This is a genomic window from Streptomyces sp. MMG1121 (assembly GCF_001280015.1).
GTDB lineage: Bacteria > Actinomycetota > Actinomycetes > Streptomycetales > Streptomycetaceae > Streptomyces.
Window position 1 is genome coordinate 1 of the sequence record NZ_LGDV01000197.1, and the last position, 12,257, is coordinate 12,257.

General features: G+C 69.8%; 10 protein-coding genes and 1 tRNA gene. 10 read left to right on the forward strand and 1 reads right to left on the reverse strand.

The annotated features are described in order from the left end of the window. The first annotated feature begins 173 nt into the window (after nt 1–173). The 7 genes from ADK64_RS23330 to ADK64_RS23360 all read left to right on the forward strand — a co-directional run bounded on the left by ADK64_RS23330 (nt 174) and on the right by ADK64_RS23360 (nt 7,398). Entirely contained in the window at nt 174–1,460 is a 1,287-nt protein-coding gene (locus tag ADK64_RS23330) for an ABC transporter substrate-binding protein (RefSeq protein ID WP_053661807.1), read from the forward strand. A gap of 11 nt (nt 1,461–1,471) precedes the next feature. Continuing rightward, on the forward strand, nt 1,472–2,431 hold the full coding sequence (locus ADK64_RS23335) for a carbohydrate ABC transporter permease (protein ID WP_053661866.1): 960 nt from the start codon (nt 1,472–1,474) through the stop codon (nt 2,429–2,431). After that, a complete protein-coding gene (locus ADK64_RS23340) occupies nt 2,428–3,285 on the forward strand; it encodes a carbohydrate ABC transporter permease (protein ID WP_053661808.1) in 858 nt (285 codons plus the stop codon). Before ADK64_RS23335 ends, ADK64_RS23340 begins: the two co-directional genes overlap by 4 nt. A gap of 8 nt (nt 3,286–3,293) precedes the next feature. Continuing rightward, nucleotides 3,294–3,884, forward strand: a complete 591-nt coding sequence (locus ADK64_RS23345; RefSeq protein WP_107093061.1) for a hypothetical protein — start codon at nt 3,294–3,296, stop codon at nt 3,882–3,884. A 97-nt stretch (nt 3,885–3,981) separates the two neighbouring features. Continuing rightward, nucleotides 3,982–6,717, forward strand: coding sequence for a hypothetical protein (locus ADK64_RS23350; protein WP_053661810.1), 2,736 nt, complete (start codon nt 3,982–3,984; stop codon nt 6,715–6,717). A 123-nt stretch (nt 6,718–6,840) separates the two neighbouring features. Then, entirely contained in the window at nt 6,841–7,287 is a 447-nt protein-coding gene (locus ADK64_RS23355) for an SRPBCC family protein (RefSeq protein ID WP_053661811.1), read from the forward strand. 39 nt (nt 7,288–7,326) lie between these two features. Next, nucleotides 7,327–7,398 (forward strand) — tRNA-Val (locus ADK64_RS23360). A gap of 45 nt (nt 7,399–7,443) precedes the next feature. On the opposite strand, the gene ADK64_RS23365 is transcribed toward ADK64_RS23360, so the two are convergent. Further along, a complete protein-coding gene (locus tag ADK64_RS23365) occupies nt 7,444–8,169 on the reverse strand; it encodes a 3'-5' exonuclease (protein WP_053661812.1) in 726 nt (241 codons plus the stop codon). 168 nt (nt 8,170–8,337) lie between these two features. Here ADK64_RS23365 and ADK64_RS23370 point away from each other — a divergent pair, with 168 nt between their 5' ends. The 3 genes from ADK64_RS23370 to thrS all read left to right on the forward strand — a co-directional run bounded on the left by ADK64_RS23370 (nt 8,338) and on the right by thrS (nt 12,232). Beyond that, nucleotides 8,338–8,904: a DUF4365 domain-containing protein gene (locus ADK64_RS23370; RefSeq protein WP_053661813.1), complete on the forward strand. Its 567-nt coding sequence runs from the start codon at nt 8,338–8,340 to the stop codon at nt 8,902–8,904. Further along, nucleotides 8,901–10,133: a hypothetical protein gene (locus ADK64_RS23375; protein WP_053661814.1), complete on the forward strand. Its 1,233-nt coding sequence runs from the start codon at nt 8,901–8,903 to the stop codon at nt 10,131–10,133. The genes ADK64_RS23370 and ADK64_RS23375 overlap by 4 nt, the downstream gene beginning before the upstream one ends. A gap of 122 nt (nt 10,134–10,255) precedes the next feature. Continuing rightward, nucleotides 10,256–12,232, forward strand: a complete 1,977-nt coding sequence (gene thrS, locus ADK64_RS23380; protein WP_053661815.1) for a threonine--tRNA ligase — start codon at nt 10,256–10,258, stop codon at nt 12,230–12,232. Nucleotides 12,233–12,257 lie beyond the last annotated feature (25 nt).

Consider the following 12,257-nt stretch of genomic DNA (forward strand, 5'->3'; position numbering starts at 1 on the left):
GCCCCCCCGCCCACCCGGGCTCCGCCCCCCGGCCCCTCCTTCCCCGCTCCGCCCGCAAGAAAATCCTGTCCGAATCATTGACGCACCCTGGCCCTCTCCGTAACTTGTGCCAGCAAGCGCTTACTTGAAACGATTCATGACGGCGGCAACGACGCTGCGGGGAGGGCCCGACGGTGCAAACCAGCAGGAATCCTGAGAGGCGTACGATCCTGAAGGCGGCCGGGGCGTCGGCGGCCGCGCTCGGGCTCGCCGCGACGACCGGCTGTGGAGGCGGAAGCGGTTCCGGGGATGGAACGGTGACGATCCGTTACTCGTGGTGGGGTGCCGAGGAGCGGGCCAAGAAGATCAACCAGACCATCGCCCTCTTCGCGAAGAAGTACCCGAAGATCAAGGTCAAGACGGACTTCCAGACGTACCAGTCCTTCTGGGAGAAGTTCCAGACCCAGGCCGCCGGCGGAAATCCACCGGATGTTTTCCAGAACGCCGTCGGATTCCTTCGGAAATACGACAAGCGCGGAATTCTGCTCGACCTCAACTCTCAAGTGAAGGCAGGCAATCTGAGCCTGGATCACTTCCGCGAGGGCGTGACGAAGGTAGGCGAGGTCGACGGCAAGCAGCTCGGAATTCCGGTCGGCTCCAACACCATGGCGCTCGTCATCGACAAGAAGGTCTTCCAGAAAGCGGGCGTCGAGCCGCACGTGGGCTGGTCGTGGGACGACTACTTCAAGGCGCTGAAGACGATCCACGACAGGACGAAGGTACCCGGAGACACCGGCTACTTCGCGATCATGTACCTGTACGACCTCTACCTCCGGCAGAACGGCAAGGCGTTCTTCACCAAGGACGGACTCGGCTTCGACCAGGCCGATCTGAGGGAGTGGTGGACCGACGGCTACAACCGCGTCAAGGCCGGGATCGTCACCGACCCCAAGATCGTCCAGCAGGACCAGCCCAAGTCCTCGCTCTCCGCCGGACACGGCGCCTCCGAGTTCACGTGGGACAACTTCACCGTCCGCTACTCGTCCGAGGGCGACAGCACCTACGGCCTCGCCCCGATCCCGACCACGGACGGCAAGCGGACCGGCCAGTACCTCGCCTCCCTGATGCTCAGCGCCTCCGCCCACACCTCTCACCCGAAGGAGGTCGCGCAGTTCATCGACTTCATGTGCCACGACCCCGAGGTCGGCGCGATCATGGGCTACGACCGCGGCATCCTCGCGAGCACCGAGCAGTACGACGCGTACAAGCCGACCGACGAGGTCAACAAGGAGATCGCGCAGTACGAGGCCGACACCGCCAAGGCGGGCGTCCTCGGCACGATCACCCCGCACCCCTCCGGTGCCGACACCATCGAGGCCGCCTTCCTGCGCATCGGCGGCGACCTCGGCCAGGGCAAGACGAAGGTCTCCGACGCGGTGAAGCAGTTCTTCACCGAGTCCGAGGCCGCCTTCCAGGCCTGATGGGACGTGCCGTGACGCTCGTCAAGGACCCCGTGCCCGCCGCCCGCAAGACGCTCCCGGCCGCCCCCGCCACCGCGGGGCGGCGCGGCAACCGGCGCGAGAACCTCGCCGGCTATCTCTTCATGTCCCCGTGGATCGCGGGCTTCGTGCTGCTGACCGCGGGCCCGATGGCCGCCTCGCTGTACTTCGCGTTCACCGACTACAACCTCTTCAACGCCCCGAAGTGGGTCGGGCTCGACAACTTCACGAAGATGTTCGACGACCCCCGCTGGCAGAAGTCGGTGGAGGTGACGGCGAAGTACGTGATCATCGGCACCCCGCTGAAGCTGCTGCTCGCGCTCGGGGTGGCCCTCCTGCTCGCCCAGAGCCGGCGCGGCCAGGCCTTCTACCGGGCGGCCTTCTACGCCCCGTCACTGATCGGCGCGAGCGTCTCCATCGGCTTCGTCTGGCGGTCGCTGTTCTCCGACGGCGCCGTCGTGGACCGTACCCAGACCTTCTTCGGCTGGCACGTCGGCGGCTGGGTCGGCAACGCCGACTGGGTGCTGTACTGCCTGATCGCCCTGACCGTCTGGCAGTTCGGCGCGCCCATGGTCATCTTCCTGGCCGGGCTCAAACAGGTGCCCAGGGAGCTGTACGAGGCGGCGGAGATGGACGGTGCCGGACCCTTGCGGAGGTTCTGGAACATCACCCTGCCGATGATCTCCCCGGTGCTCTTCTTCAACGTGCTCCTGGAGACCGTCCACTCCTTCCAGATCTTCGGCTCGGCCTATGTCGTCTCCAACACCTACTGCGGACCGGCCGACGCCACGCTCGTCTACACCTGCTACCTCTACCAGCAGGGCTTCAAGAACGCCCAGATGGGCTTCGCCTCCGCCATGGCCTGGATGCTGCTGCTCGCCGTGGCCCTGGTGACGGCCGTCCTCTTCTGGTCACAGAAGAAGTGGGTGCACTACGAGGAGGACGCCCGATGAGTTCGCCCGGTCTCTCCCGCGAGCGCACCGGCTCCCTCGCCTGGCACGTGGGCGCCCTGCTGATCCTGGCGGTCATCCTCTACCCGGTGATCTGGGTCATCGGCGCCTCGTTCAAGCCCGGCAAGGACATCGTCAACAGCCTCACGCTGTTCCCGTCCCACCCGATCCTGAGCAACTACAAGGGCCTTGTCGACGGCATCGCGGACGTCCAGATCTGGACGTTCTTCCAGAACTCCCTCTTCTACGCCCTCGGTGCCGTCGCCGGCGTGCTCATCTCCTGCTCGCTGACCGCGTACGCCTTCGCCCGCATCCGGTTCGCCGGGCGCGGTCTGCTCTTCTCGCTGATGATCGGCACGCTGTTGCTGCCGTACCACGTGCTGCTGATCCCGCAGTACGTGATGTTCCAGAAGCTGGGCTGGGTCAACAGCTACGCCCCGCTGCTGATCGGCAAGTACCTGGCCACGGAGGCCTTCTTCGTCTTCCTGATGGTGCAGTTCATGCGGAACCTGCCGAAGGAGCTGGACGAGGCCGCGCGGCTCGACGGCTGCGGCCACCTGCGCATCTACTGGTCGATCGTGCTGCCGCTGTCCCGGCCCGCGCTCATCACCAGCGCGATCTTCACCTTCATCAACGCCTGGAACGACTTCATGGGCCCGCTGATCTACCTCAACGAGCCGGGCAAGTACACGGTCTCGCTGGGCCTCATGATGTTCCGCGACTCCGACGGCGTGGCCGCCAACTACGGCGGGATGATCGCGATGTCCCTGGTCGCGCTGCTGCCCGTGCTGCTGTTCTTCCTCGCCTTCCAGCGCTATCTGATCGACGGGATGGCGACCTCCGGACTGAAGGGGTGAGGCGAGCCGTGGCCCGGGCGCGGGCGGAGCCGCGGGGGGAGTCCGTGTTCGCGGAGCGGTTCGCCGTCTTCGCCGAGTGTCTGCTGACCGGCGTGTGGATCGCGGTGGCCTCCCTGGGGGTCGTCACCTACCCGGCCGCCTTCGCCGCCGGCGCCCGGCACCTGCGCCGCCGTACCGGCCACCGGGCAGGCGGCTGGCGGGAGTTCGCCGCGGACTTCCGCGCCGCCCTGCGCCGGGGCTGGGCGGTCGGGCTCGCCGGCTGGGCCGCCGCGGCGGCGGCCTGGGTGGATGTGCAGGCCGTGCGGGCCGGGCTGCCCGGCGGGCCGCTCGTGGGGGCCGTAGGGCTGTTCGCGGTGCTCGGGCTCGCCGTCACCGGGCTGCGCGCGGCGGCCGTCTGGGCGCCGGGGGAGAACTGGCGGGCGCTGCTCGCCGCGGCCGGCCGCCGCAGCGTGCTCGACCCCGCCGGATCCTTCCTGCTCGTCGGCGGAGCTGTCCTCACCTGCTGCTCCGCCCTGTTCGTCGCCCCGCTGGCGGTCCCCGTGCTCGGGGCCGTCACCGCGGCGGCCGTCGCCGTGGAGGAGCGCCACCGACGCCGCTGAGCGACGGCACCCCGACCAAGGCCGGCGCCCCGGGCGCCATCCTTCGCCCTGTCATGCCCCTGTCCAGCCGCACGTGTCCCGCACGGAAGGAAAGAGCATGTCTCCCATCCCCCGCAGGTCCCTCCTCAGGGCGGCCGCCGTCGCCGGCGCCGCCACCCGGTTCAGCTGGGCCCTCGGAGCCAAGGACGCCGAGGCCGCGCCGCGAGCCGCAGCCGGGGGCGCCGACCCCGTCACCCTGGACTGGCTGGAGGACGGCGGCCTCGGCGCCGCGCCCGGCTCCACCGTCGGCGTGCCCTGGCCCATGGGCACCTACCAGGAGGACCAGACCTTCGCGCTCACCGACGCCGACGGCAAGGACGTCCCCGTCCAGACCTGGCCGCTCGCCTACTGGCCCGACGGCTCCCTCAAGTGGACGGCCCACGCGGTCGGTTCGGGCGACGGAAAGCTGACCCTCACCGCCGGTACGCCCGCCGCACCCGGCAACAAGGTCACCGTCGACCGGAACGGCGGCACCATCGACGTCTCCACCGGCGTCATCACCGCGAAGATCGGCAAAAACGGCACCACCCTGATCAAGTCCGTCACCCGGGGCTCGACGGAGATCGCCAGGAACGGGCGCCTCGTACTGATCCGGCAGCCCGAGGTGGAGGACGAGGACCAGGGCGCGGTCAGGACCGAGCGCTTCGACGGCACCATCGACTCCGTCACCGTCGAACAGGACGGCCCGGTCCGCGCGGCCGTCCGCATCGACGGCAAGCACCGCAAGGGCGGCCGCGGCTGGCTGCCGTTCTCGATCCGCCTGTACTTCTACGCCGGCGCCGACTCCTTCCGCGTGGTGCACACCATCACCTACGACGGGACGCAGGAGCCGGGCAGGAGCAGCGGCGACTTCATCCGCGGGCTCGGCGTCCGCTTCGGCGTGCCCCTGCGCGACGCGGCGTACGACCGGCACATCCGCATCGGCGGAGAGGGCACCGGCCTGCTCCGCGAGGCCGTCCAGGGCATCACCGGACTGCGCCGCGACCCGGGCGCCGCCGTGCAGAGCGCCCAGTACGAGGGCCGGAAGCTGCCCGACCCGTCCACCTGGGACCAGCGGGTGACGACGCGCCTGCAGTACGTCCCGCACTGGGGCGACTACACCCTCTCCCAGCTCTCCGCCGACGGCTTCACCGTCCGCAAGCGCACCAAGAAGGGGTACGGCTGGATCGCCGCCGGCGGTGGCAAGCGGGCCGCCGGCTTCGGCTACGTCGGCGGCGCGAGCGGCGGACTCTCCTTCGGACTGCGCGACTTCTGGGAGAAGTTCCCCGCCCAGCTCGACATCCGCGACGCCCACACCGACGAGGCCACCGTCACCCTCTGGCTCTGGTCGCCCGAGGCCCAGCCGATGGACCTGCGCTTCTACCACGACGGCATGGGCCAGGACACCTACGCCAGACAGCTCGAAGGCCTCAACATCACCTACGAGGACTACGAGCCCGAGTTCGGCTCCCCCTACGGCATCGCCCGCACCTCCGAACTGCTCTTCTGGGCCAACGACTCCACTCCGGCCGCCGAGACCCTCGCCCAGCAGGTCCGGGCCGTACGGGTACTGCCCCAGCTCGTCGCCCCGCCCGCCCAGCTCATCAAGGCCGAGGTCTTCGGCCCCGGACTGTTCTCCGAACCGGACCGCTCCACCGCCGCCAAGGCGAAGATCGAGGACCACCTCGACTTCCTCTTCGCCTACTACAAGGACCAGGTGGAGATGCGCCGCTGGTACGGCTTCTGGGACTACGGCGACTTCATGCACACCTACGAAACCGTCCGCCACCAGTGGCGCTACGACGTCGGCGGCTACGCCTGGGACAACTCCGAACTCTCGCCCGACCTGTGGCTCTGGTACGCCTACCTGAGAAGCGGCCGCTCCGACCTCTTCCGCTTCGCCGAGGCACTGACCCGGCACACCGGCGAGGTCGACGTCTACCACCTCGGCACCTGGGCGGGCCTCGGCACCCGGCACGGCGTGCAGCACTTCGCCGACAGCGCCAAGCAGCAGCGCATCGCCAACACGACGTACCGGCGCTTCTACTACTTCCTCACCGCCGACGAACGCGTCGGCGACCTCATGCACGCCAACGTCGACTCCGACGAGACCTTCCTCGTCCTCGACCCGCAGCGCAAGGTCCGCACCGACCCCTACACACCCGACCGGCACGCCCTGTCGATCGGCTTCGGCACGGACTGGAGCGGCCTGGTCTCGGCCTGGCTGACCGAGTGGGAACGCAAGGGCCCCCAGTGGGAGAAGGCCAAGGCGCGCGTACTGTCCACGATGGAGGGCATCGCCGCCCAGCCCAACGGCTTCGTCCAGGGCAGCGGGCTCTACGACCTCGACACCGGCAAGTTCGCCGTCGCCGACAAGCCGGTGGTGTCCGTGTCCCACCTTTCGGCTGTCTTCGGTCTCAACGAGCTGTGCGCCGAGCTGATCCACCTGGTCGACATGCCCGCGTTCAAGACGGCCTACCTGGACTACTGCCGCTACTTCAACGCCACCAAGGCCGAGCAGAAGGCCCGCTACGGCTCCGACTTCGGCACCCTGCTGCTCTTCCAGGGCCACTCGCGCCTCGACGCCTACGCCGCCGTACAGACCGGCGACGCGACGCTGACCAAGCGCGCCTGGACCAGGTTCTACAGCTCCGACGGCTACAGCGAGTCCTCGCCGTGGACGACCGAGAAGCTCACCGGACCGGTCACCCTGGTCGAAGGCGGTGAGGCGAACTGGGTGTCCAGCAACGACACCGCACTCTACGGCCTCGCGGCCATCGAGAACCTGGCCCTGCTCGGCGACAGGATGCCCTGACCGGGCGGACGGGAGCGCCGTCGCACGGGCGGCGGCGCTCCCCGACGAGTGTGGCCCGGGCCACGATGCGGCGCCTGAGTACGCGTACTCAGATTTATGCCTGCATACGGGCAGACTCCGTCCATGGACCGCAACCGCTACCGCTTCCTCAGCTTGTGGACCCTGCCCGCCCCGCCGGCGGCCGTGTACGCCGTGCTGGAGCGGCCCGAGGACTACCCCCGCTGGTGGCCGCAAGTGCGGGCGGTGACCCGGCTGGACGGCGGCACCGGGGTCATCACCGTCCGGTCCCTGCTGCCGTACGCCATGACGTTCACCGCACGCGAGACGCGCCGCGATCCGGCCGCCGGGATCCTGCAGATCGCCCTCTCCGGCGACATGGCCGGCTGGGCCCGCTGGACGGTCACCGCCCAGGGGCCGGGGACCCTGGCCCGCTACGACCAGGTCGTGGAGGTGCACAAGCCCCTGCTCCGGCGGCTCGCCGTACCGGGACGCCCGGTCTTCCGGGCCAACCACCGGCTGATGATGCGGGCCGGACGGCGCGGGCTGCTGCGGTACCTCGAAGCGGTTTGAAGGATCGGCGTCTCGACCTGTATTGTTCAGTGCGTTCCCGGGCGATTAGCTCAGTGGGAGAGCGCTTCGTTCACACCGAAGAGGTCACTGGTTCGAACCCAGTATCGCCCACCCGGAGAAGGCCGGTCCGCATCAGCGGACCGGCCTTCTGCTCGCTCACGCCGCCGCCGGCAGTTCCGGGCGCAAAGGCCAGTCCGTGTTGACTATCTCCTCCGAGCCGCTGCGCGCGAACCACGCCTGGAGGCCGCGGGCCTGCGCCGCGTGCCAGTTGGCCTGGAGCGTGTGCAGCTCGGCCGGGGAGAGGCGCTCCAGCCGTGTCGCGAAACGGCGGCCCACCGCCCGTACGACATCCAGCGCGGCCAGCGCGTCCGCCGCCGCGTCGTGCGCGTCCTGCAGCTCGACGCCGTAGTGCGCGCACAGGTCGGTCAGTGTGCGCCGGCCCTTGCGGTACCGGTCCAGATGCTTGTCCAGGACCCGCGGGTCCAGCACCCTGAGCGGCACCGACTCGAACCAGCGGTCCAGCGAGGACGCCCGGTGCCGGCGCAACTCCCGGTCCAGCAGCGTCAGATCGAACGGCGCGTTCATCACCACCAGCGGGCGGCCCATCGCCGCGTGCTCCGCCAGATGCTCGGCTATCTCGTACATCACCGGCGCCGGCCAGCGGCCGTGGTGCTGCAGGTGTTCCTCCGTCAGCCCGTGCACCGCCGTCGCCGCCTCCGGCACCGGGACGCCCGGGTTCACCAGCCAGCGGCAAACCCGGGGCCGGGTCCCCGGCGCGTCCTGGACGACGACAGCGGCCGACACGATCCGGTCGGTCTCGACGTCCACACCCGTCGTCTCCGTGTCGAAGGCGGCCAGTGGCCCTTCGTACCAGGTCGTCATCTGAACCCAACTCCTCGTTCACCCAGCGCAGATGACGTTCCGTCTTCTGCCCGTTTGGTGATACCCGGGCCGTTTGCGCCGTACGCCGGAAGGAGACAACAGGAGTACGGGTCTTTGCAGTTCAGCGGCCCGCAGCGGAAACACTCTTGGCTTGGAAGGCTGTTGGTCATGGCCATAGCGCAGCCCGAGCGGGGCGGGCTGCTGCCCGATCGCCCGGGCACCGTCCGCGGCACGCTCGCCACCACGGCGTGCATGGAGACACTGCAGGTCGGCTATCTGCACGCGGTCGCCGCCGCAGCGGGATGCTCGCTGTCCCAGCCCTTCCCGGACAACGGCATCGACTGGCACGTCAGTCACAGCGCGCCCGGACACACCGTCGACGACGAGGTCACCATCAAGGTGCAGCTCAAGTGCACCTACCAGATCGCTCCGAACCCGCCGGGCCGCTTCTTCTCCTTCACCCTCGACAACGACCATCTGCGCAAGCTCGCCCGCACACCCGTCTCGGTGCACAAGATCCTGGTCGTCATGCTCGTCCCGCGCTCCCAGGACGACTGGCTGCGCGCCAGCCACGACCGGCTCGACCTCAGGCACTGCTGCTACTGGGTCAACCTCGCCGGCCACCCGGTCACCGGCCGGCACCGGACCACCGTGCGGATCCCGACCTCGCGCATCTTCGACGACCGGGCGCTGTGCGAGATCATGACGCGGGTCGGGACCGGAGGCAGGCCATGAGGAGCCGTCCGTACGAGGAACTGCCACGCCAGGTCCGGCCCCATCCCGACGATCTCGTCTGGCACCGGCCCCCCGACCCCGCCCGGGTCGACCCCGCCGTGCTCGGCGCCCTGCTGCACCGGCACGGCTGGCAGCGGCGCGGCGGGGCACCGGGACGCTACGGCCGCTGGACCCCGCCGGGCCCCGGCGGCGGAGGCACCAGCCTGCTGGTGCCGGAGAGCCGCGCCTTCCCCGACAGCGACGACCTGCTCGGCGAGGCCCTCGACGCCCTCGCCCGCAGCGAGACGCCCGCCGCACGCGAGGTGCTGATCTCCCTGGCCGTGCCCAGCGACGAGATCCGCTGGTGGCGGGACACCCCGGGCGGACCCGTCGGCGCCGCGCCCTGGAGCGCCGACGAGCAACTGCGCGGCGCCGTGAGGCAGATGCTGCTCGCCGCCGCGCTCGCCACCCGCGCGCGTGCCGGCTACTACGGCGCCCGCCATCGCCGCGCGGCCGCCACCCTGCTGGAGAACGTGCTCGTCGGCCCCGCCGCCGAGGGCCGCACCCTCACCGCGTTCGCACCCGTGCCCACCGGCCGCCCCCTCGCCGTCCGCCTCCACCAGGCGCTGTACGCCGCCCGCGAGGCCATCGACTACCAGCGGGCCACCGGCGGCATGGACGCCTTCGACGGAGCCGTCGAGGCCGGCGTCAGCCGCGAACTGACCGAGGCGCTCGCCACGTTCGTCCGGGGCACCGAGGGCGCCCGGATCGCCGTCGCCTGGGCACCCGGCGCCGGCGTCCCCGAGGGCTGCGCCGGCTCCGCCGAACCCGTCGAGTTCTCCCCGGGCGACCTGCCCGTGCTGCGCGAGGCCGCGGCCCGCTATCTGCGCGAGGAACCCTCCGTACCGGTCCGGATCACCGGCGCCGTCGTCCGTATGCGCCGTTCGGGACCCGGCGGCGAGGGCACCGTACGGCTGCGTGTCCTCGGCGGCGCCGAGGTGCCGCACGTCCGCGTCACCCTGGACGAGGAGGACTACCGGATAGCGGGCCACGCCCACCTCGTCGGACTCCCGGTGCGCGTGCACGGCCGGCTGGAGCGCCGGGGCGGCTTCCGCCGGCTCACCGGCGCCTCCGGTGTCGTACCCGTACAGGTCGACGAGGCCGAGCGGGACCGGCTGATGAAGGCCCTCCAGGAGAACCTCGACTTCTTCGAGGAGGCGTGCGGGGAGGCGTACGAGGACGGGGACTGAGAGCGTAGGGGAACGGGGACTGAGGGTGACCGTTTAGCGGTCGGTGCCGTCGGGTCGGTACGATCGCCAGTGCGCGCGCTCCTGGTATGGCGCCGCATCCCACCTTCAGTCAGGAGAGACCGGTGTCAGACGTCCGTGTGATCATCCAACGCGATTCCGAGCGGGAAGAACGCGTGGTGACGACGGGCACTACGGCCGCCGACCTCTTCGCGGGCGAGCGCTCGATCATCGCCGCGCGCGTGGGCGGCGAGCTGAAGGACCTGGCCTGCGAGGTCAAGGACGGCGAGACCGTCGAGGGCGTCGAGATCTCCTCCGAGGACGGCCTGAACATCCTGCGCCACTCGACCGCGCACGTCATGGCGCAGGCCGTGCAGGAGATCTTCCCCGAGGCCAAGCTGGGCATCGGCCCGCCGGTCAAGGACGGCTTCTACTACGACTTCGACGTCGAGAAGCCGTTCACGCCCGAGGATCTCAAGGCCGTCGAGAAGAAGATGCAGGAGATCCAGAAGCGGGGGCAGCGCTTCTCCCGCCGTGTCGTCACCGACGAGGCCGCCCGCGAGGAGCTGGCCGCCGAGCCGTACAAGCTGGAGCTGATCGGCCTCAAGGGCTCGGCGTCGCACGACGACGGCGCGGACGTCGAGGTCGGCGCCGGCGAGCTGACGATCTACGACAACCTGGACGCCAAGACCGGCGAGCTGTGCTGGAAGGACCTGTGCCGCGGTCCCCACCTGCCCTCGACCCGCCTGATCCCGGCGTTCAAGCTGATGCGCAACGCGGCCGCCTACTGGCGCGGCAGCGAGAAGAACCCGATGCTCCAGCGCATCTACGGCACCGCCTGGCCGTCCAAGGACGAGCTGAAGGCGTACCTGGACTTCCTCGCCGAGGCCGAGAAGCGCGACCACCGCAAGCTCGGCAACGAGCTGGACCTCTTCTCCATCCCGGAGCAGATCGGCTCCGGCCTCGCCGTCTTCCACCCCAAGGGCGGCATCGTCCGCCGGGTCATGGAGGACTACTCGCGGCGCCGCCACGAGGAAGAGGGCTACGAGTTCGTCTACACCCCGCACGCGACGAAGGGGAAGCTCTTCGAGACGTCCGGACACCTGGACTGGTACGCCGAGGGCATGTACCCGCCCATGCAGCTCGACGAGGGCGTGGACTACTACCTCAAGCCCATGAACTGCCCGATGCACAACCTGATCTTCGACGCGCGCGGCCGCTCGTACCGTGAACTGCCGCTGCGCCTCTTCGAGTTCGGGACCGTGTACCGGTACGAGAAGTCGGGCGTCGTGCACGGCCTCACCCGTGCCCGCGGCTTCACGCAGGACGACGCGCACATCTACTGCACCCGTGAGCAGATGTCCGAGGAGCTGGACAAGACGCTCACCTTCGTCCTCGGCCTGCTGCGCGACTACGGCCTCACCGACTTCTACCTCGAGCTGTCCACCAAGGACCCGGAGAAGTTCGTCGGCTCCGACGAGGTCTGGGAGGAGGCGACCGAGACGCTGCGCGAGGTCGCCGAGAAGCAGGGCCTGCCCCTCGTCCCCGACCCGGGCGGCGCCGCCTTCTACGGCCCGAAGATCTCCGTCCAGGCCAAGGACGCGATCGGCCGGACCTGGCAGATGTCGACCATCCAGCTCGACTTCAACCTGCCCGAGCGCTTCAACCTCGAGTACACCGGCCCGGACGGCTCCAAGCAGCGCCCGGTCATGATCCACCGCGCGCTCTTCGGCTCGATCGAGCGCTTCTTCGCGGTGCTCCTGGAGCACTACGCGGGCGCCTTCCCGGCGTGGCTGGCCCCGGTCCAGGCGCTCGGTATCCCGATCGGCGACGCGCACGTGGAGTACCTGGAGAAGTTCGCGGCGGCGGCCCGCAAGAAGGGTCTGCGCGTCGACGTGGACTCCTCCTCGGACCGTATGCAGAAGAAGATCCGCAACGCCCAGAAGCAGAAGGTGCCCTTCATGGTCATCGCGGGCGACGAGGACATGTCGAACGGCTCGGTGTCCTTCCGCTACCGCGACGGCTCGCAGGAGAACGGCATCCCGTTCGACGAGGCCATCGCCAAGATCGCCCAGGCCGTCGAGGAGCGCGCGCAGGTCTGATCCGGCGCCCGCTGGCACACGAAAG